This window comes from Streptomyces phaeolivaceus, assembly GCF_009184865.1.
In the GTDB taxonomy this organism is placed as follows: domain Bacteria; phylum Actinomycetota; class Actinomycetes; order Streptomycetales; family Streptomycetaceae; genus Streptomyces; species Streptomyces phaeolivaceus.
In genome coordinates, this window is record NZ_CP045096.1 from 5,418,132 (window position 1) to 5,436,059 (window position 17,928).

At 70.0% G+C, this 17,928-nt stretch carries 23 protein-coding genes and 1 pseudogene; 13 read left to right on the top strand and 11 right to left on the bottom strand.

All coding sequences use genetic code 11. From position 1 onward, the window contains the following. The first annotated feature begins 207 nt into the window (after positions 1-207). Positions 208-813 carry a TetR/AcrR family transcriptional regulator gene (locus F9278_RS25555; RefSeq protein WP_152170404.1) on the top strand — a complete coding sequence of 202 codons (606 nt, stop codon included), beginning with the start codon at positions 208-210 and terminating at the stop codon, positions 811-813. A gap of 39 nt (positions 814-852) precedes the next feature. Here the strand turns inward: F9278_RS25555 and F9278_RS25560 are convergent, their stop codons facing one another. From F9278_RS25560 to F9278_RS25570, 3 genes are read right to left on the bottom strand one after another with little or no spacing between them, the layout of a single operon-like run. Then, positions 853-2,133 carry a sugar ABC transporter permease gene (locus tag F9278_RS25560; RefSeq protein WP_404818943.1) on the bottom strand — a complete coding sequence of 427 codons (1,281 nt, stop codon included), beginning with the start codon at positions 2,131-2,133 and terminating at the stop codon, positions 853-855. Beyond that, the gene (locus tag F9278_RS25565; protein ID WP_226966936.1) at positions 2,124-2,900 is read right to left on the bottom strand and encodes an ATP-binding cassette domain-containing protein; all 777 of its coding nucleotides are present in this window, start codon (positions 2,898-2,900) and stop codon (positions 2,124-2,126) included. Before F9278_RS25565 ends, F9278_RS25560 begins: the two co-directional genes overlap by 10 nt. A 22-nt stretch (positions 2,901-2,922) precedes the next feature. Beyond that, positions 2,923-4,059, bottom strand: coding sequence for a sugar ABC transporter substrate-binding protein (locus F9278_RS25570; RefSeq protein WP_152170405.1), 1,137 nt, complete (start codon positions 4,057-4,059; stop codon positions 2,923-2,925). 178 nt (positions 4,060-4,237) lie between these two features. On the opposite strand from F9278_RS25570, the gene F9278_RS46310 reads away from it, so the two are divergent. From F9278_RS46310 to F9278_RS47365, 5 genes and pseudogenes are all read left to right on the top strand, one after another. Then, positions 4,238-4,486 (top strand): hypothetical protein, encoded by a 249-nt coding sequence (locus F9278_RS46310; RefSeq protein ID WP_193242117.1) that lies wholly within the window; start codon positions 4,238-4,240, stop codon positions 4,484-4,486. A gap of 102 nt (positions 4,487-4,588) precedes the next feature. Beyond that, complete coding sequence (locus F9278_RS25580; protein ID WP_152170406.1) at positions 4,589-6,154, top strand: SDR family oxidoreductase; 1,566 nt, start codon at positions 4,589-4,591, stop codon at positions 6,152-6,154. An 88-nt stretch (positions 6,155-6,242) separates the two neighbouring features. Further along, positions 6,243-6,728 carry a prevent-host-death family protein gene (locus F9278_RS25585; RefSeq protein WP_152170407.1) on the top strand — a complete coding sequence of 162 codons (486 nt, stop codon included), beginning with the start codon at positions 6,243-6,245 and terminating at the stop codon, positions 6,726-6,728. A gap of 101 nt (positions 6,729-6,829) precedes the next feature. Beyond that, positions 6,830-7,075 carry a hypothetical protein gene (locus F9278_RS25590; RefSeq protein ID WP_226966937.1) on the top strand — a complete coding sequence of 82 codons (246 nt, stop codon included), beginning with the start codon at positions 6,830-6,832 and terminating at the stop codon, positions 7,073-7,075. A 56-nt stretch (positions 7,076-7,131) separates the two neighbouring features. Continuing rightward, a pseudogene (locus F9278_RS47365) lies at positions 7,132-7,326 on the top strand (DUF2867 domain-containing protein); the annotation flags it as partial. 41 nt (positions 7,327-7,367) lie between these two features. On the opposite strand, the gene F9278_RS25600 reads toward F9278_RS47365, so the two are convergent. Both F9278_RS25600 and F9278_RS25605 read right to left on the bottom strand, forming a co-directional pair. Next, positions 7,368-7,697 (bottom strand): hypothetical protein, encoded by a 330-nt coding sequence (locus F9278_RS25600; protein ID WP_152170409.1) that lies wholly within the window; start codon positions 7,695-7,697, stop codon positions 7,368-7,370. Further along, positions 7,697-8,065 (bottom strand): hypothetical protein, encoded by a 369-nt coding sequence (locus tag F9278_RS25605; protein WP_152170410.1) that lies wholly within the window; start codon positions 8,063-8,065, stop codon positions 7,697-7,699. Before F9278_RS25605 ends, F9278_RS25600 begins: the two co-directional genes overlap by 1 nt. A gap of 190 nt (positions 8,066-8,255) precedes the next feature. Between F9278_RS25605 and F9278_RS25610 the strand changes: the two genes are divergently transcribed. Then, the gene (locus tag F9278_RS25610; RefSeq protein ID WP_193241625.1) at positions 8,256-8,549 is read left to right on the top strand and encodes a GntR family transcriptional regulator; all 294 of its coding nucleotides are present in this window, start codon (positions 8,256-8,258) and stop codon (positions 8,547-8,549) included. A 94-nt stretch (positions 8,550-8,643) separates the two neighbouring features. Here F9278_RS25610 and fxlM read toward each other — a convergent pair whose 3' ends face one another. The 5 genes from fxlM to F9278_RS25635 all read right to left on the bottom strand — a co-directional run bounded on the left by fxlM (position 8,644) and on the right by F9278_RS25635 (position 12,472). Next, a complete protein-coding gene (gene fxlM, locus F9278_RS25615) occupies positions 8,644-9,858 on the bottom strand; it encodes a methyltransferase, FxLD system (RefSeq protein WP_152170411.1) in 1,215 nt (404 codons plus the stop codon). 7 nt (positions 9,859-9,865) lie between these two features. Beyond that, a complete protein-coding gene (locus F9278_RS25620) occupies positions 9,866-11,044 on the bottom strand; it encodes a lantibiotic dehydratase (RefSeq protein ID WP_152170412.1) in 1,179 nt (392 codons plus the stop codon). A 68-nt stretch (positions 11,045-11,112) separates the two neighbouring features. After that, positions 11,113-11,262 carry an FxLD family lanthipeptide gene (gene fxlA / locus F9278_RS25625; RefSeq protein ID WP_152170413.1) on the bottom strand — a complete coding sequence of 50 codons (150 nt, stop codon included), beginning with the start codon at positions 11,260-11,262 and terminating at the stop codon, positions 11,113-11,115. Positions 11,263-11,516: 254 nt separating this feature from the next. Then, complete coding sequence (locus F9278_RS25630) at positions 11,517-11,816, bottom strand: hypothetical protein (protein WP_152170414.1); 300 nt, start codon at positions 11,814-11,816, stop codon at positions 11,517-11,519. Next, positions 11,807-12,472: an ATP-binding protein gene (locus F9278_RS25635; protein ID WP_264300181.1), complete on the bottom strand. Its 666-nt coding sequence runs from the start codon at positions 12,470-12,472 to the stop codon at positions 11,807-11,809. The genes F9278_RS25630 and F9278_RS25635 overlap by 10 nt, the downstream gene beginning before the upstream one ends. Positions 12,473-12,894: 422 nt before the next feature. Here F9278_RS25635 and F9278_RS25640 point away from each other — a divergent pair, with 422 nt between their 5' ends. From F9278_RS25640 to F9278_RS25665, 6 genes are all read left to right on the top strand, one after another. Next, positions 12,895-13,302 carry a hypothetical protein gene (locus F9278_RS25640; protein ID WP_152170415.1) on the top strand — a complete coding sequence of 136 codons (408 nt, stop codon included), beginning with the start codon at positions 12,895-12,897 and terminating at the stop codon, positions 13,300-13,302. After that, positions 13,274-13,798: a DUF6879 family protein gene (locus F9278_RS25645; protein ID WP_152170416.1), complete on the top strand. Its 525-nt coding sequence runs from the start codon at positions 13,274-13,276 to the stop codon at positions 13,796-13,798. The genes F9278_RS25640 and F9278_RS25645 overlap by 29 nt, the downstream gene beginning before the upstream one ends. A gap of 7 nt (positions 13,799-13,805) precedes the next feature. Further along, on the top strand, positions 13,806-14,660 hold the full coding sequence (locus tag F9278_RS25650) for a helix-turn-helix domain-containing protein (RefSeq protein WP_193241626.1): 855 nt from the start codon (positions 13,806-13,808) through the stop codon (positions 14,658-14,660). An 8-nt stretch (positions 14,661-14,668) separates the two neighbouring features. Further along, on the top strand, positions 14,669-14,851 hold the full coding sequence (locus tag F9278_RS25655) for a DUF397 domain-containing protein (protein WP_152170417.1): 183 nt from the start codon (positions 14,669-14,671) through the stop codon (positions 14,849-14,851). A 340-nt stretch (positions 14,852-15,191) separates the two neighbouring features. Continuing rightward, complete coding sequence (locus tag F9278_RS25660; RefSeq protein ID WP_152170418.1) at positions 15,192-16,007, top strand: phosphotransferase family protein; 816 nt, start codon at positions 15,192-15,194, stop codon at positions 16,005-16,007. A 261-nt stretch (positions 16,008-16,268) separates the two neighbouring features. Continuing rightward, positions 16,269-16,892, top strand: a complete 624-nt coding sequence (locus F9278_RS25665; RefSeq protein WP_152170419.1) for a hypothetical protein — start codon at positions 16,269-16,271, stop codon at positions 16,890-16,892. A 119-nt stretch (positions 16,893-17,011) separates the two neighbouring features. Here F9278_RS25665 and F9278_RS25670 read toward each other — a convergent pair whose 3' ends face one another. Beyond that, a complete protein-coding gene (locus tag F9278_RS25670; RefSeq protein ID WP_152170420.1) occupies positions 17,012-17,926 on the bottom strand; it encodes a hypothetical protein in 915 nt (304 codons plus the stop codon). Between the last annotated feature and the right edge of the window lie 2 nt (positions 17,927-17,928).

Below are 17,928 nucleotides of genomic sequence, written 5' to 3' on the forward strand. Positions count from 1 at the left end.
GTCCACATCCAGGTACTCAGGAGATCCAGATACCAATGAGATCCGGATACTAGTGGTATCCGAAATGCATGGACAGCCCCTGGACCCAGCCCCTGGACAGCCCTGGACAGCCCCTGGGGGAGACGGGGCCGGAGATAGGATCCGGGAGCCTTTTCGAGAGCCGCCGGAGAGGAAGCCGGAGGGGGAAAGAAGGAGAGGAAGCGCGACATGGCCCGTCTCAGCCGCGTCGAGAGTCAGGGACGTACGCGCGAGCGGCTCGTCGCCACCGCGCGGCAGCTGTTCCTCGCCCATGGCTACGCCGCCACCTCGCTCAGCGATGTCGCGGAGACGGCCGGCTACTCCAAGGGCGCCGTCTACTCCAACTTCCGCAGCAAGGACCATCTGTGCCTGGCCGCGCTGGACGACATCCGGGCCGAGCAGCTGGGGCTGCTCACGGACGCCGTCATGGGCGAGGCCGGGATCGAGGACCGGCTGACGGCGTTCGCCGCGTGGGCCGAGGCGCACATCGGCGACGAGGCGTGGACCACGCTGGAGGTCGAGTTCCTCACCAGCGCGCGGCACGACGAGGAGCTGCGGGCCGAGATCGCCGTACGGGTCGCGGTGATCCGTGAGGCCCTGGCCCAGCTGCTCGACGCGCTCGCCCTGGAGCTGGGTGTCACCCCGGCCATGCCCGCCGACCGGGCCGCGATGACCCTGCTCAGCCTGGGGATAGGGCTGGGCGTCCAGCGCGTCGCCGACCCGGGCGTGCCCACCGCCGTACTGACGGAGACGCTGCGGCTGGTCCTGCGGATGGACGACCGGGCGACCGACTAGCCGGGGCCGGGTGGCCTGGTGATCGATGGGCCGGGTGGCTCACGCCCGCCCCCGTGACTCCGCCGCGCGGCGGGCCAGGGAGTCGAAGACCACCGCGACGAGCAGCACGCCACCCGTGATCATGAACTGGACGGCGGGCTGGACCCCGAGCAGCGCCATGCCCGAGGCGATCGACTGGATGATGAGGACGCCCAGCAGCGCGGACCAGGTCGAGCCCCGGCCGCCGAAGAGGCTGGTGCCGCCGATGACGGCGGCGGCGATGGCGTTGATCAGCAGCATCCCGGAGCCCGGGACCTGCGTCGCCGAGGTGAGCCGCGAGGCGACGAACAGTCCGCCGACCGCCGCCAGCGTCCCCGACACGACGAACACCCAGATCCGTACGCGCGACACGTCCACGCCGGACCGCTGGGCCGCCTCCACCCCGCTGCCCAGCGCGAGGACCCGGCGGCCGTGGACCGTACGGCGCAGGAAGAGGTCGGAGGCGACGATGACCACGAGGAAGATCAGCAGCGCCAGCGGCAGGCCTTCGAACCGGCCCAGCACGGCGACCGTGGCGAACGACACCAGCGCGAGCAGCGCCGCGCGCACCCAGATCTCGCCCCGTGCCCGGCACGGCATCCCGGCGGCGGCGCGGCGGGCGCGGTCGCGGTGGCAGAGGAGGAGGTAGACGACCGGGCCGAGCGCGGCCAGGCCGTAGGTGACGGCGGGGGAGCTGAAGGAGAGACTGGTCAGGTCCGCCACCATGCCGTCGTCGCTGAAGCTGATGGAGCTCTCCGGGCCGAGGAGATAGAGCATCAGGCCGTTCCAGGCCAGCAGGCCCGCGAGGGTGACGACGAACGCGGGTACGCCGATCTTGGTGAACACGAACCCGTGGAGCGCCCCGGCCGCCGCGCCGCAGGACACCGCGACGAGCACGGCGAGGCCCTCCGGCATGCCCTGGTTGACGTTCAGCGCCGCGAACATGGCGCCGGAGAGGCCCGCCAGCGAGCCCACCGAGAGATCGATCTCGCCGATCAGCAGGACGAAGACGACGCCGACGGCGACCATGCCGGTGCCCACGATCTCCACGCTGAGGACGGACAGATTGCGCGGGGAGAGGAAGTTCTCGTTGAGGCTCTGGAAGACGATCCAGGTCACGGCGAGCGCGAGCAGGGCGGGCGCCGGGCCCAGCTCGCCCTCGCGCACCCGGCGGCGCACGGCGTGGGCGTACGCGCGGGGGCGCTCGCCGTACCACCGGTGCCTGTCGTGCGATGGGTGCGCGTGGTCCTGCGGGCCCCCGTGGTCCCGAGGGCCCTCCGCTCCGCTCCCCCTCACGGCCATGTCTCCTCCGGGTCGGTCGGGCGGTGGCCCGCGGTGTTGTCCACCGCGCCGGTGATGGAGGAGATGATCTGTTCCTGGGAGGTCGTGCTGACGTCGAACACGCCGTTGTTGCGGCCGAGGCGCAGTACGGCGATCCGGTCGGCGACGGCCTTGATGTCCCCCATGTTGTGGCTGATGAGGAGCACTCCGGTGCCCCGGTCGCGCAGTTCCTCGATGAGGTCGAGGAGCTGATTGGTCTGTTCGAGGCCGAGGGAGGCCGTGGGCTCGTCCAGCAGGAGCAGCCGGGGCGCGGTGACGAAGGAGCGGGTGATCGCGACGACCTGCCGCTGCCCGCCGGAGAGCGTGGCGAGCGGGACGCGTACGTCGGGGATGCGGATGGAGAGCGTGCGCAGCAGCTCACGGGTCCGGCGCTCCATCTCCACCTCGTCGAGGACGCCGAACCGGTGGATCTCCCGGCCGAGGAAGAGGTTGCCCACGACGTCGAGGTTCCCGCACATGGCGAGGTCCTGGTAGACGGCCGCGATGCCGAGGAGCTGGGCGTCCTGGGGGCGTCGGATCTGGACGGCCCGGCCCTCCCACTCGATCACGCCCTTGTCGGCGGGGCCGACCCCCGAGATCACCTTGACCAGGGTGGACTTCCCGGCGGCGTTGTCGCCGACCAGCGCGACCACCTCACCGGCCCTGATCTCCAGCTCGACGTCCACCAGCGCCTGGACGGCGGCGAAGCGCTTGGAGACGCCGCGCAACGCCAGCAAGGGCTGAACCACCGGGCCACCTCCTGGATGGGGGTCATGGGGTGAGTCCCGCTCTGTCGCAGGCGGGCCGGAGCTTCGGGGTGCATATCTGGTCGATGGTGTACATACCGTCCTTCACCAGAGTGTCCTTGATGTTGTCGACGGTCACCGAGACCGACGGGAGGAGGACGGCCGGGATGTCCTTGTCGGTGGGGCTGTCGACGGTGCCGGTGGCGATGGAGTCGACCGGCTCGTCCCGGCCGAGCGCGACCGCCATCTCGACGGCCGCGTCGGCGGCGGGCTCGAACGGCTTGTAGATGGTCATGTACTGGCTGCCCCGCACGATGCGCTGAACGGCGGCGAGGTCGGCGTCCTGCCCGGTGACCGGCGGCAGCGGCCGTACGGCGCTGGCGTTGAGGGCGGAGACCACGGCGCCGGCGAGGCTGTCGTTGGCGGCGAGGACACCGTCGATGTTGTTCGCGCCGAGGGCGGAGATGGCGCCGCTCATGTTCACGTAGCCGTTCTCGGGGCGCCAGCCGACGGTGTCGTACGACTTGCCGATCCGCACCTTGCCCTCCAGGACGGAGAGCGCGCCGCGTTTGTACCAGCCGGCGTTGGGGTCGGTCGTGGCGCCGTTCATCATGACGATCTGGCCGCCGTCCGCCTTGTCGCCCATGGCCTTCAGGAGCGCCTCGGCCTGGAGTCTGCCGACGATCTCGCCGTCGAAGGTGACGTAACCGGAGATGGGGCCCTGGGCGAGCCGGTCGTAGGCGACGACCGGGATGCCGGCCCGTTCGGCGGCCTCGACCGAGGAGCGCAGTGCCTTGGGGTCGATGGCGGCGACGATCAGGACGTCCACGCCCCGGGTGATCATGGCGTCGAGCTGCTGGCGCTGGACCGCGGGTTCGGCGGTGGCGGCGACGGTGGCCGCCGGGCAGTCCGGGCACAGCTCCTTGAGCCGCTTCTCGATCAGGGGTCTGTCGAACTGTCCGAAGCGGGAGGCTCCGCCGCCCGGGAGCAGTACGCCCACGGTGAGGCTTTCGCCCCCGCTTCCGCTGCCCCCGCCCTCGCTCCCGCCCCCGCCCCCGCCACATGCACCGGTCAGGACCAGACCGGCGGCGACCGCGAACGCCGCGCCCGCCCGGCTGAGGGACCTACGTTTCACGGCCGCGTGGCCGACGCCGAGACCCATGGTCGGTTCCTTAGAAAAATTGCCCGATCTTACTCACTCTTGCACCGTTATGGACGCCTCTCCTCCAGCGTAGTCAAGAGGAGGGAGAGGAGGGAAAGGAGCGGGCTCGCGACAGGGCGTTCCGTGTCGCCGGAGGGCGTTCCGTGTCCCCGAGGGGCGGGGGTTCGTTGGGGCGGGCATGAAGAAGATCATGACGCTGGCCCTTCTGCCCGCCGCCGCCCTCGCCCTCGCCTCCCCCGCCCAGGCCGACGCCTCCGCCGACCACGACAGCAACTTCGGCCCCGGCGTGAACGCCGCGAACAACTGGAACTTCAGCGCCGCGGCCGTCTGCTTCCAGGAACTCGCCGTCGTCCCGGTCGGCGGCGAGTGGACCGGCAACACGACGAACCACTGCGCGAACGGCAATGTGCTGAACCACGCGCGCTGACGGGGGCCGGTCGGGGGCGGTCCGGGCGAGGTCGCGGGTTGCGGGGGCCGGGCGAGGCGCTGAGCATGGGCCGGGGGAGCCGCGACGGAGGCCGGTGTCGGTATGAATGCGAACCGTGCGACGAGTGCCACCAAAAGGACCGACGACGACCGCCCCCTCCGCTGTCTGGTGACCGGTGCCACCGGTTATCTCGGTGGGCGGCTGGTGCCGGAGTTGCTGGAGGCCGGGTACGGGGTGCGGTGTCTGGCGCGGTCGCCGGGGAAGTTGCGGGATCATCCGTGGGTCGGGCGGGTGGAGGTGGTGGGTGGGGATGTGACCGACGCGGAGTCCGTGGGCGCGGCCATGGAGGGTGTGGACGTCGCGTACTACCTGGTGCACGCGCTGGGTACCGGGCGCGGGTTCGAGGAGACCGACCGGCGCGCGGCCCGGATCTTCGGGGAGCGGGCGCGTGCGGCGGGCGTACGGCGGATCGTCTACCTCGGCGGACTGACCCCGGCCGGGGTGCCCGAACACGAGCTCTCGCCGCATCTGCGGTCCCGCGCCGAGGTGGGCCGGGTGCTGCTGGCCTCGGGCGTCCCCACCGCCGTACTCCGGGCCGCTGTGATCATCGGTTCGGGCTCGGCGTCGTTCGAGATGCTGCGCCATCTGACCGAGCGGCTGCCCGTGATGGTGACCCCGAGCTGGGTGCGCACCCGTATCCAGCCGATCGCCGTCCGCGATGTGCTCCGCCTCCTCGTGGGCTGCGCGGGGCTGCCGGACGAGGTGAACCGTACGTTCGACATCGGCGGGCCCGACGTCGTCACGTACGAGGAGATGATGCGGCGGTACGCGGCCGTCGCGGAGCTGCCGAAACGGGTGATCGTGCCGGTGCCGCCGCTCACGCCCCGGTTGTCGAGCCTGTGGGTCGGGCTGGTCACGCCGGTGCCGGGAGCCCTCGCCCGTCCGCTCGTCGAGTCGCTGAAGCACGAGGTGGTGTGCGGCGAGCGGGACATCGTCCGGTACGTGCCGGACCCGCCGGAGGGGCCCGTCGGGCTCGACCGGGCGATCGCGCTGGCCCTGCGGCGGGTGCGGGACGCGGACGTCGCCACCCGCTGGTCCTCGGCCTCCACGCCGCGCGCCCCCAGCGACCCGCTGCCCACCGACCCCGACTGGGCGGGCGGCAGCCTCTACTCCGACCACCGCGAACGCACGGTCGCGGCGTCGCCGCGCGCGCTGTGGCGGGTGGTGGAGGCGATCGGCGGCGAGAACGGCTGGTACTCCGCGCCCCTGGCCTGGTCCCTGCGCGGCTGGCTCGACCGGCTGGTCGGCGGCGTCGGGCTGCGCCGGGGCCGCCGCGACGCCACCCGGCTGCGGATCGGCGACAGCCTCGACTTCTGGCGGGTGGAGGAGATCGAGCCCGGCCGGCTCCTCCGCCTCCGCGCGGAGATGCGGCTGCCGGGGCTGGCCTGGCTGGAGATGACCGTGGGCCGGGACGGGGAGGGCCGCACGGTCTACCGTCAGCGCGCCCTCTTCCACCCCCACGGCCTCGCCGGGCATGCGTACTGGTGGGGCGTGGCTCCCTTCCATGCCGCTGTCTTCGGGGGGATGGCACGGAACATCGCGGACGCGGCGGAGTCTGTGACCGCCGAGGCCATCGGCCCGGAACCGGTTCGTAGTACCACGCGCTGACGGGCGGTCAGGGGCGATGGGCTCGGGCGTGAGGTGTGCAGCTCGCTCGCCAATAGAAATCAGAGTGCAATCAGAGTACGGTCTGAGTATGGGAATCGCGCACATGGCATCCGAATCGGAATCTGTCTCGTTCACCGATCTGTCCCGGAATCCGAAGGCTGTCGCCGCCAGGGCTGCCGCCCTGGGGTGCCTGCGCGTCACGCACCGGGACGCGCCTGACATGGTGCTGACCACAGCCATACACGCGGAGCGCACCGAAGAGAACCTGACCACCGCCTCTCGGCTGTTCCTTGCCCTGATGAAGCGAGACGACGGCGCCAAGTCACTTCTGCTTGCGCTCCCCGAGGTCTTTCCGTGGGTGCGACACCTGAACGAAGAAGAAGTCCGGGAATTCACGGTCGAGCTCTTGGAAGCGCTGTCCGACGCCGCTGAACTCGGGGCCAGGGAGGCGGTGCACCGAGCGATCGTCTCGTGGCGCGCAACCGCCCGCGTCAACGCCGACCCTGACCAACTCAGGGAAGCGGTCCGTCCACTGAGCGGCGTCGACCTCGGCCCGGTCGAGGTGCACGAGTGAGCCCGAAGAAGGGTGACCGGGTCAGTGTTCCCCCGCTGAACGGCTGGAATGTCATCCACGGGACCACGGAAGCTGCCACCGGTTGGGAGGAGCTTTGCCGGGTGGCACTGCCGAACGCGCATCGCTGCCTGGAGGTCCTTCGCACCGACCCGCTGTCGCGCGCCAACTGGAACCGTCAGCATCAGCTCCGCGGCAGGCACGCCACCAGGGAATGGAAGGGTGCCGAACTGGAACAGTGGGAGTACGAGATCACCAGCGGCGGCCGGGTCCGCTACCTGGTCAGCCCGGACACCTCGACCGTGATCCTGGTGTACGCCTCTCCGCGACACCCGAAGGACACCGAATAGCCCAGTCAGGGCACCTGACGAAGGCCCTCTCCACGGGCTCGTCCGCTCCACAGGCGGAGATCGGGCGCTGCCGGTTGCTCCGGCTCCGCGCGGAGATGCGGCTGCCGGGGCCGGCCGGGCATGCGTATGGGTGGGGCGTGGCTCCCTTCCATGCCGCTGTCTTCGGGGGGATGGCGCGGAACATCGCGGACGCGGCGGAGTCTGTGACCGCCGAGGCCATCGGCCCGGAACCGGTTCGTACTACGCGCTGACGGCGGTCAGGGGGCGCTGGTCTCGGCGGTGGGGCGTGCTCCTACCTTGCCGAGGGCGGGTCCGTATCCCTGTCCGGCTCGGGCAGTCGCATGCCGCGCGACTCGGCCACGCGCAAGGCGTCGGCCAGGCATTCGGTGAGGCGGATCGCGGTGTAGCGCACCTCGGCGTTCGGTGACACCGGATCGGCCAGGAGGCGGCGGGCGCGGGTGAGTACGTCGGCGCCCTCGGTCAGTTGCCGGGTCTCCGTCGTATCCGCCAGTCGTGACATGTATCCGTCCCGGCCGCTCGCGGAGAGAAAGCACGGTTTGCCTTCGGGCGACAGCCAGGGCAGTAGGCGGAGAGTGGTGGAGGTCGGGGGCTGGGGCTCCATCAGACAGCCGCCTTGCCCGCGCCGACGAGGTGCTGGTCGAGGTCGATCCCGAAGTCGGCGGCGAGCACGAGGGCGAGACGGCGGTGCGCCTGCCGGTCATGCTCGTGCGCGTGATTGTGCGAGGGGGCGTGCTCATGGGCGGTGAGGTAGGGGCGGACGAGCCGGTTCTCGGTGCCGTCGAGGGGGAGGTGGCGGCAGTAGGGGGAGCGGTGCGGGGGGAGGGTGGGGCGCGTGCAGCGAGTGGGGGGTTGTCGTACGGCGGTGGGGCGGGGTGTCGAGGGTTGCCGGGCGCCGGCCCGGCGGGTGCCGGTACCGGGGGCGAACAGGAGGCTCAGTCGGTGGGCGGCACGGCGGATAAGCTTCGTCATGTCGGTCTGCTCCAGGTCAAGTCGGTTCAGATCGGCCGCGCCCCGGGAGGTCTAGCCACCTCGCCGGGGTTTTTGGGCGTTCCGCGACAGTGTTGCATCTGGATGCGTTAGGTAGCAATAGGAAGCATAAGGTTGCATGCTGATGTTCCCTCATGTGGTGAGTCGCTACGAGGCGCCTTAGCGTGCACCCATGGCTGATGACCACGACTGGAGGCCTGACCCGGCGAGCCACGTCTACGTGTATCTCCAGGTTGTGCACCACATTGCCGAGCAGATTCGAACGGGGCGTCTGCCCGTGGGCGCGCGGCTCCCTGCTGAGCGCGATCTCGCCGAGCAGTACGGCGTGGCGGTCAACACCGTCCGACGGGCTGTTCGGGACCTTCGTGATCAGGGCCTTGTCATCACGGTCCCCATCAAGGGGACGTTCGTCCGTGCCGAGCAGTCGTCACTCGATGCCTCTGGTGAGGACACGGCCACCGACTGAAGAACTGTGACGACGGTGTACCGGACGTGGTTCTGACCGCCCGAGCGCACGGGAGCATTCAGCCGCGCTCTCGGGCGGCGAACAGCACACGCCGCTACGCGTTGGTCCCGGTGAAGAACAACACGGTGCGGCTGTCCCCCTTGTCGACGACGTGCCCCTTCGGGAGGGCATTGTCGGGAGCGCCGGCCGGATGGATGGTCATGCCTGGTACAGCTGCGCGGTCGGTGCTCCAGTCGGTGATGTGAACGACGAGGTCCCTGGCCAATGCGATTGCGTCGGGTCCGTAGCCGGCGGCGCCAAGTCGTGACGGTCGTTCGAGATCTGTGTTGTCGCGTTCGGCGATCAGGTAGGCGACGGAGCTATCCGATACGAGGGCGGGGCTGCGGCCGGGGATTGCGGGACGTCGTACACCGTTCTCCAGGGCCTGCTTGGTGACTTCGACGCGGCAGACCGTGTCGTCGGAGGCGGTGGCGCGCAGCCAGATGCCATCGAAGGTTTCCTCGTTGCCGACCCGGGCTCGTGACCACAGCTCGGTGAGCGGGGTGGAGAAGACCTCGGCGAGTTGGTCGGGGCCGACGGGCTGGTCCTGGTCGTGGTGGAGGCGGACGGTGCCGTTGGCCAGCCCGGTGGTGCGTTCGCCGTGCTGGCCGATGATGGGGACGAAGCCGCACAGTTCCATGTCGTCGGAGACGAGGGTGTCGCCGTGGCGGGTGAGGGCGACGGAGCGGGTCTGGCCGCGCCAGCGGAGCGGGAGGACGAGTCGGCCGCCGTCGGCGAGTTGCTCCCACCAGGTGGCGGGGACGTCCCAGAGGCCGACGGTGGCGATCATTCGGGTGTAGGGGGCGTGCTCGGGTGCTCCCTTCAGGCCGTCGCGTTCCATGACCCTGACGTGGTCGTAGCCGGTGCGGTTGAGGGCCTCGCGGGCGTGCAGGGCGACGCCGGGGTCGATGTCGATGGTGGTGATCTGGCCGTCGGGGCCGACGAGTTCGGCGAGGAGGGCGGCGTTGTAGCCGGTGCCGGCGCCGATCTCCAGGATGTGGTCGCCGGGCTGCGGGTCGAGTTGGGCGAGCATCATCGCGACGGTGGACGGCACGGAGGCGCAGGACAGGGCGAGCGGGCCGTTGGGGTTGTCCTTGATGGTGACGGCCCGGTTGGTGTAGGCGTCGGCCGGGTCGAGACCCGGCAGGTGGAGGTCACGGCGGACGGTGCGCATGGCCTGCTCGATCCGTGCGGGCAGCGGGTGCTTGGCAGCGATCTCGTCCACGAGTCGGTTGCGCAGGTCGTCGAGGGTGGGGGTGCTGTTCACCATGGCTCTTTCAGTTGAGGAGGAGGCAGGTCTCCCACCCCGTGGCAACGGGGCGGGTGGGGTTGAGGGTGTGGAGCGCGAGGAGAATCCCGTCGGCACCGGTCAGGAGCCCGGCGTTATCGGGTAGCGGGTGCTTGGCCACATGGGTGGCGAAGCGGGAACGGAGGGACGGCAGAGCCCGCCGGAGCAACGCGTTCGCAGCGCCCTCGGCCTCCTCCAGCACCGGTGTCGGGAAACGGACCGTTGCGTCGAGTCGCAGGTCGATGCTGAGCCGCACTCGGCCGCGGTCGCTGACGCTGCTCATGCTCTTCTCGGCCGTACCGCGCAGTGCCTGCGCGGAGGCCGGATCGCCTGCCACGTCATGCTCGGTGAGCAGACGACATACGTCTTCCAAGTCGCCGAGCAGACTGACCGTTTCGGGCTTCAGGCGGTCTGCGAGGGGACGCAGGACTCTCAGCATGTGGCCCAGGGGGTCGGGTTCCGTCAGGGGTGCCAACACGTCACTGGTCAGGAAGCCCGCCTCCAACGTGTCCGAGAGGAGCCGCTGGACCTGCTCGGCCGTGCCGCCCAGCGCCGTCAGCCGATCGATGATCTCCTGGCACGGAACAGGGCGTGCGGCCAGCGCGAGGATCGTAGCGAGAGGCCGGGTGATCGTGGCGCTCGCGGTGCGTCCACCCGCGAGAGGGCGCACCAGTACGTCGCCGTACTGCGCCGCCAGGTCGTTGACCTGAACGGTCAGGTGGGACAGGACGTCCGACCGCCGCTGGAGGTCACGACGGACGTGGTCGAGCCAGAGCGTGTCCGGGCGGGCGATGACGCGGTGGCTGGTGCCCACTCGGCCTTCGGCCGGACCGCATTCCGCGGTGGCCACACCGGCGAACAGGCCGAACGGCGTGGGACGTCCGGCCGCGCGTAGGAGGTACCGGGCGATCGCAGTCGTTGCCTTCCGCATCTGCTTCGGCTGGACACTGCCCTCTTCAAGGATGTGGTCGACCGCACGGGCGAGTTGTGGGGATGCCACTCGCACTGCGGCAGCGAAGGGTGGGAGGGCCCATGCGTCAGCGAGCCAGCGGCAGCAGTCGGCCGGATCGTCGGGGTCGGGCCACTGGGTGTGCTGGGCCGTGAGCGGGAGCACGGCGGCCCGCAGCAGGAGCGCGTCACCGCGTTGGAGCTGTCTGGTCTGCGTCATCGGGTTCCCGTTCGGCTGGGCCGGTGCGGGCCGGAGTGGGTCCGGCCCGCACTGGTTCGGTGTGTTGGTCAGCTCGTGCAGGAGGAGGCGCAGGTGGACTCGCACCCGTCGCTGGTGTCGCAGTCCTCGGCCACCGGCACCGGCGCGTCCGTGATCGCGATGGTGAGCTGCCAGTCGTCGCCCGTGATGGGTGCCGTCTCGGTCGTCGCGGTTGCCATTCCAGTACCTCCGAAGGAGTGTTGGCCGTCCACGGGAAGCGTGGACGGGGGAGTGCGGGACCCCCGCACCCGGCTGCCACGGGCTTGCGTGCAGCTGGCTGCGCGGACACCGCGTTCGGGCGCGCTAGGAGCCACAGAATCGGCGGTTTGGCCCTGCTCCCTGCCGAGACCTGTCCTTCTGAGGTCTCGGGGGAGCCCTCCAGTTCGAACGGCGGGAGCGGGGGCGAAAGCCCGCCCGTGGCGCGGCTGCCCAGCTACGCGACATGGGCGGGCGGTCTGTCGAGTGGCGCGCTGGTGGGCCACTGGGTGATGGGGCGAGGCGGTGCGGGCGCGGCTGTCCGGGGGCGCTGCCGACGTACGGCTCGCTCGCTCATCGTGTAGTGGAGCTGTTCGAGCCTGAACACGCACCACTGGCAGGCTTGGAGGGCGAAGGTCTCGCCTGCCACGGTGATATCGCCGATCCCCGTCACGGGAAGTCCGGTCCGCTCGCACTTGAAGCAGGTCCCGCCTTGCCAGTCGAACCGGCTCCACAGCTCGGCGGGCCTCAGTCCCATTCCGGTTCCTCCTCCGCGAGGTGGGGCAGAGGGGTTCCGCCGACCACGGGCACGAAGCGCACCGGACGGGCATGCCAGATGAACCTGTAGCGTCCGGCCGAGAGGGGGAGCGTGAACTCCTCGCCGTTCTTCAGCGCTTCGGCGGGTTCGCGCCATCCGTCGGACAGCCAGTCCCAGACGTAGCCGACCACCGACGCGTCGACAGCCGAGGCGATGACGCGCATCTGGATGCGAGCCCAGCGAATCGCACGGTCCGGCGTGGGAACGGCCGCGAGCGCGAGCTGCCTGCCGTCCTCCTGGCGCCACTCGCACCAGAACCCCGACTTGGGCACCACCGGTTCCGGTACGGCGATGGTGCACCACGTAAGGGTGCCGTCCGCGCTCGTCCCCCAGTCCTCGGCGAGGGCTTCGACGATCAGCATGCCGCGACCGCTCTCCTCGTCGGCGGCCGGTCTCTTCACCTGAGGCCAGCCCGGAGTTCCGTCAGCCACCTCGATGCGGACCTCGCCCCGCCAGTACGAGACGGAGACGCTGACGTCCTCCGTCTCGCCGTACCGGACGGCGTTGGTGACCAACTCGCTGATCAGCAGGTTGGCTGTGTCGATGCAGGAGCCGATCCCCCACAGCCGAAGGTGAGCGGCACTGATCCGGCGCAATTGCCTACTCGCTGCGGGGTGCGGGTGCAGGAGACGACGAAGCGAACTGGCTGGTCCATGTCTCTCCCCGGACCGTGTACCTGCGGAACCCTTCCCTGCGGCGGAACAGCACTGGCTATGCCGCCGGAAGCGTTCCGTAATCTGCCGCGCGTCGCCTCGGGAGCGGTCGCACTCTGCAAGGCAAGAGCCATCGCTGTCCTCCGCACGTCACGGGCAGGAAGGTTGCTCTCGGCGCCACACCTCAGGCGCGTCCGCCGACTTCCCTTGGTTGCTCGGGTTTGGAGACGACCGTAGGACGGCCGTCTCTCAACCCCCAAGAAGATTGCGCGAGTTTGCAGCAAGTCGATTGACTGGGCTGAGTACCTCGCGGACCATCGCCATGTCGCGCAAACCAGCGCAAGACAGCGGACGGGAGAGCAGCCGTGAAGCTACGGTTCCTTGGTAAGAACTCCACCCCCGGAGACAGCCCCACCCTGTACGCCAGTGACCAGGACAGCTACGTCATCCAAGGCTGGAAGGTGTTCGCGAACGACTTGCTCATGCGGCTCGACGTGCCCGAAGGTCAGACGGTGATCGAGGTTCCGCCGGAGCTGTTCGAGCACCTGACGAAGGACGGACACACGACCGGCGAGATCAAGAGCTTCACCGCCCCGATCATGCTCGTCACGGAACAGGACACGTGCATCCTGCAAGGCCCGGAGATGACCGATCCCGAGGCGTTGAGTCAGATGCGGATGCCCGACTATGAGACCTGCATCGAGGTCCCCAAGTCCTCGATCACGGCCCTACTGGAGGAGAACAGTGGACCTGATCACCTCGGCCCAGCGTGACGAGCTGTTCAACAGCTTCGAACGCGATGCCTTCCACCTGGAGCTGAGGGACGACTACGGGTCTCCCATCGAGGACACGCCCTACGCACGCTGGCAGAGGGGTGAGCCCGACGACTACGCGTGGCTCACCCCCTGGATGACGCTGATGAAGCGCGTCACGGGCGAAGGCAAGACCGTCAGACGCGTCCGGGTCATCACCGAGCCGCACTCCCAGTACGTCGGCTGGGAGCACTCGTTGACCCACCTCAACCAGGAGGCCGGCGAGGACATCCGATGGCTTCCGCGGCACCGTCTGCCGGAAGGCATCGACTTGCCCGTCGGCGGCAACGACTGGTGGCTGTACGACGACCGTCTCCTCGCCGTCGGCCACTTCGACCCCGAAGGCCGAGTGCTGGGGTCGGAAATCATCGAGGACCCGGACACCGTGGCCGAGTGCGTCCGCGTGCGTGACCTCCTCTGGGCCGCCGCCATCCCGCACGCCGAGTACAAGCCCTGACCCATCCGTGAATAACCAAGCTCAAGAAGCACGAGAGGCACTGGGTGCCCGGCTGCGCGGATTCCGGAAGGACGCCGGATTCGCGAGCGGCCGGGCATTCGCCGTGGCCACGGGGTGGGCCGAGTCCAAGGTGTCCCGGCTGGAGAACGGCAAGCAGAACCCCAGCGAAGACGACATCCGGGTCTGGTGCGTCAAGACCAACAGGCAAGAGCTCGTTGATGACCTGATAGCCACGGTGCGCCACATCGACGAGCTGTGGCTCGAGTGGCGTCGGCAGCTGCAGACTGGGGCGGAACGACGCCAGCGCAAGGCCCTGCCGGTCTACGCCAAGACCAGGGTCTTCCGCATCTGGCACCCGACGCTGGTGTGGGGAACGATCCAGACGGCGGACTACGCGGCCGAGACGTTCAGACAGGTCGTCGACTACTACGAGATCCCCGACGACGCGGAAGCGGCCACCGCCAAGCGACTCGAACGGCAGCAGTACCTGTACCGGGGCAACCGGATCTTCAACGTGGTCCTCGGCGAGCAGGCGCTCTACACCAACTTCGGTGGCCCCGAGGTGATGAAGGGGCAGCTCGACCGCCTGCTTGCGGTGATGCGGCTCCCCCGGCTGAGCCTGGGCATCATCCCCCGATCCGCGCCCCTGGGCATCTGGCCCGGCAACTCCTTCTCGATGTTCGACGACAAACTCGTCCTCGTCGAGACCTACTCGGCGGAGTTCTCCGTCACCCAGCCCCGTGAAATCGAGCTGTACACCAAGGCGTTCGCCCTCTTGCAGCAGTCAGCGGTCTACGGTGCCGCAGTCCGAGACCTGATCCTCACTGCGATCCACCACTTCGATCAGATGCCGAGCGACTAGGAGACACCATGCAGCCCGTGGCCCCGAACTGGCGTACCAGCTCCTACACCGGGACGGAGAACTGCGTTGAAGTGGCCGACAACGACGCGCAGCACGTGATGGTTCGGGACACGAAGGCCCGCGACCGGGGGCTCATAGCCGTCCAGCGAACCCCCTGGACGGCATTCGTGGAGTACGCCAAGCAGGGATAGTGGCGACCGTGTTCGGCCAGCTTTCTGAGGCGAGCAGCCGCGTAAACCCTCCTCGCTCTTCAGGAGCGTCATGCACTCGGTGAGGGTCTCGCCGGGCGCGGGTCGGGCTGAGCGCGGTGCCGGGTCGTGTGGTTTTCTCCCAGGACTTGCGCTGGTCGGTTGAGAGGTGCAGCGCGAGGCGGAGTCCCGCATGGTGACCCCTGCTGCGACTGGGTTTCGTCGAACACAGCAGTACCGGCATGACCACTGTCACTGTCGAGATCACCGCCCGGTCCAGGAGGGCCGAGCCCGTCGAGGAGCTGACCGTGGACGCCGTCCTCCTTTCTGGAAAGGTGCCGCCATGCCCACCGAGCGCATCGACTTCAGCGAGCTGCCCGATGACGTCAAGGTCGCCGTGCTCACCCGTATCGGGCCCCTCGTGAAGGCCGAGACCGTGGCGAGTGGCCTCAACTCGGCGGTCGCCGTGCGCCTCACCACCGAGCACGGGGAGACGTACGTCAAGGGTCTGCCGGTCGAGCACCCCCGTGTGTGGACGCAGGCCCGGGAGGCGGTGGTGGGAGCGTACGTGCGTGGGATCTCTCCGCGTGTCCGGTGGCATCTTCGGGTCGGTGGGTGGGACTTGGTCGCCTTCGATGTCCTCGACGGCCGGCACGCCGACTACGCGCCGGGATCCGCGGATCTCCCCCTCGTCGCCGTGACGTGGGAACGGCTGTCGGTGCTGCGCGCGCCGGACGGGGTCGAGCTGAAGGGGGCCGGGCACCGGTTGCGTGACCATGCTCCCGCCGCCGCGCTCGCGCTCTTCTCCGGGGACGCCCTCTGTCACACCGATCCGAACCCGGGCAACGTGATGGTGGGGCAGGGGCGGGCGTGGCTCGTCGACTGGGCATGGGCCACCCGGGGAGCGGCATGGCTCGACGCCGCGTACTGGGTCGTGTGGCTCATCGCCGAGGGCGGGCACCTTCCGGTCGGCGCGGAGGCGTGGGCTTCCCGGGTTCCCGCGTTCCGTGATGCTCCCGAGGACGCGTTGACCGCCTTCGCCGCCGCCAACGAGAGCGTCTGGTCCGCGATCGCCGAGCAGAGCCCCGACGCCTGGACACACCGCGTGCACACGGCGGCGAAGGCGTGGGCCTCGCATCGCGTTCGCGGCAGGGGCTGATATTTCCCCACCGGAGAGAGCCCTGTCCTCGCCACGTCCTCGTACGACGACACCCGGCCCGGGACCGTATCCCAGGCACCCGCGTATGCGCAGGTCAGCAGGGGTGGGATGGTTCCAGCGTGTCTGGTCCGGCGTGGGCTGTTGCGGTTGGTCGGTGGGGGCGGTGATGCTTTTGGTGTCGCACCGAGCAGGTCCGGGCCGACCAGCCGGGCTCGTCGGGGCATTCGATGTCCAACCACTCATCCATACGGGGGAACACCCATGTCCATGCGCATGCGAATGAGCGCTCTCACCGCACTCGCCGTCGCCGCCCTCGCGGCGGGCTCGGTCGTGGCGGCACCCGCCGCCGGCGCCGCGTCGAAGGCCGCCGCGCCCAAGTTCCTGTCGGCGTCGCAGCTGCCGCCGCACCCGACGTCGTCCTGGACGGCCGGGCCGGTCGCCGAGGGGGTTCCGGCGTCGCTCGACCTCTGCTTCCACACGGAGAACGTGATCGACTACGAGTACCGGCACCGGGAGTTCCGGACCGACCTGGACACCGGCGCCGTGCAGCTGACCGTCGTGGCGACCACGCCCGCTCTGGCCAAGGGTCTGGCGAAGCACTACGACGACCTGTTCCGCACCTGCGCCGACCGCCTGGAGGCCGGCTCGCCCGACATCGACGCCGAGGGCCGGGACTACGGCACCCTGCCGGTCGAGGAGGGCGCCCACGTCCGTGGCGTGAACACCGAGACGTCGGGGGGCTCCACCGATGTCGCCCTGATGTCGGTGGGACGGGACGGCAACACCGTCACCGTCGTGCAGTGGCAGCAGATGGGCGACTTCACCGGCGCTCCCGTGGCCGCCTTCAAGAAGACCACCACCACGGCCGTCAACAAGCTGTACTGACAAGTCGTACGGGCAAGTCGTATCGGCAAGTCGTACTGACCGGGCTGCCATCGGAACCGGACAACGCCGGGGCCGTCCTTCCGCCAGGGGGTGCGGAAGGGCGGCCCCGTGCCGGACTCCTACGCGTCCGGCAGTGATGCCGTCAGGTGCTCCCACGCCCCGTGCACCTGCTCGCCCACGATGCCGAACTGGGTGATGAGCGCGACGCAGTCGCCGTTCTCGTCGTCGAGTTCCAGGGAGGACGTGGGGCCGTGGGCGGCGGGGGAGCGGGTCAGGTGGCAGGAGTGGACGGCGGGGAGGTCCAGCTCCAGGGAGGCGTTCGCGATCGCCGCGTAGACGCGTCCTCCGACCGTGCGGTCGGTGACGTGGACCGGGCCCGCGCAGGCCTGCATCGTCGACGGGGCGAAGACCGCCACCCCGATGGGCAGGCCCACCGAGCAGACGTGGTCGAGGAGGGAGGGGAGGACGGCCACGTCCACGGCACGGTGTGCGGCGCCGTGGCGGGTGAGCGCCGCGCGGCGGGCCGCCCCGCCGTCCGCCAGGATCGCGTCGAGTTGGGCGAGTTGGTCGCCGTTCTCCCAGGAGGGGGCCTCGGGGCGTTCGCGTACTCCGGCGGCCCCCACTCCCGCCTCGACCGTCCCCGTCAGGCCCGCCAGCAGGCGGTCCCCCTCCGACAGGAGCCGGCCCTCGTGCACGGTTCGGCCGGACGGGGAGAGGAGGCGGACGACGACCGCGTCCTCCGTGTCCCGGGCGACCACCGCCGTGTCCACCCCGTCCGCGTCCAGGCGCAGGGTGATCGAGCCCGGGTGGACGGTGAACGCCTCGCCGCGCAGGGTCGGCACCGCGTAGCTGCCGGCCTGGTCCAGGCGGGCCACCGGACCGCCGGTGACGGCGTGGACGTACCGGAAGAGCGTCAGGCTGCGCGCCAGCTCCGGCATACGGGGGTCGATCAGGCGTGCCGTGCCGTTGCGCCGGCCTCCGTCTCGGCCTCGGCCGCAGCATGCCTCGAAGCCGCAGCCGTGGTGGTCGGTCATGG

Coding starts and splice junctions, on each gene's coding strand:
- F9278_RS25660 (WP_152170418.1), top strand. CDS start 15,192: ATGCCCACCGAGCGCATCGACTTCAGCGAGCTGCCCGATGACGTCAAG.
- F9278_RS25580 (WP_152170406.1), top strand. CDS start 4,589: ATGAATGCGAACCGTGCGACGAGTGCCACCAAAAGGACCGACGACGAC.
- F9278_RS25665 (WP_152170419.1), top strand. CDS start 16,269: ATGTCCATGCGCATGCGAATGAGCGCTCTCACCGCACTCGCCGTCGCC.
- F9278_RS25555 (WP_152170404.1), top strand. CDS start 208: ATGGCCCGTCTCAGCCGCGTCGAGAGTCAGGGACGTACGCGCGAGCGG.
- F9278_RS25585 (WP_152170407.1), top strand. CDS start 6,243: ATGGGAATCGCGCACATGGCATCCGAATCGGAATCTGTCTCGTTCACC.
- fxlM (WP_152170411.1), bottom strand. CDS start 9,858: ATGGTGAACAGCACCCCCACCCTCGACGACCTGCGCAACCGACTCGTG.
- F9278_RS25560 (WP_404818943.1), bottom strand. CDS start 2,133: ATGGCCGTGAGGGGGAGCGGAGCGGAGGGCCCTCGGGACCACGGGGGC.
- F9278_RS25670 (WP_152170420.1), bottom strand. CDS start 17,926: ATGACCGACCACCACGGCTGCGGCTTCGAGGCATGCTGCGGCCGAGGC.
- F9278_RS25620 (WP_152170412.1), bottom strand. CDS start 11,044: ATGACGCAGACCAGACAGCTCCAACGCGGTGACGCGCTCCTGCTGCGG.
- F9278_RS46310 (WP_193242117.1), top strand. CDS start 4,238: ATGAAGAAGATCATGACGCTGGCCCTTCTGCCCGCCGCCGCCCTCGCC.
- F9278_RS25610 (WP_193241625.1), top strand. CDS start 8,256: ATGGCTGATGACCACGACTGGAGGCCTGACCCGGCGAGCCACGTCTAC.
- F9278_RS25570 (WP_152170405.1), bottom strand. CDS start 4,059: ATGGGTCTCGGCGTCGGCCACGCGGCCGTGAAACGTAGGTCCCTCAGC.
- F9278_RS25600 (WP_152170409.1), bottom strand. CDS start 7,697: ATGGAGCCCCAGCCCCCGACCTCCACCACTCTCCGCCTACTGCCCTGG.
- F9278_RS25630 (WP_152170414.1), bottom strand. CDS start 11,816: ATGGGACTGAGGCCCGCCGAGCTGTGGAGCCGGTTCGACTGGCAAGGC.
- F9278_RS25605 (WP_152170410.1), bottom strand. CDS start 8,065: ATGACGAAGCTTATCCGCCGTGCCGCCCACCGACTGAGCCTCCTGTTC.
- F9278_RS25655 (WP_152170417.1), top strand. CDS start 14,669: ATGCAGCCCGTGGCCCCGAACTGGCGTACCAGCTCCTACACCGGGACG.
- fxlA (WP_152170413.1), bottom strand. CDS start 11,262: ATGGCAACCGCGACGACCGAGACGGCACCCATCACGGGCGACGACTGG.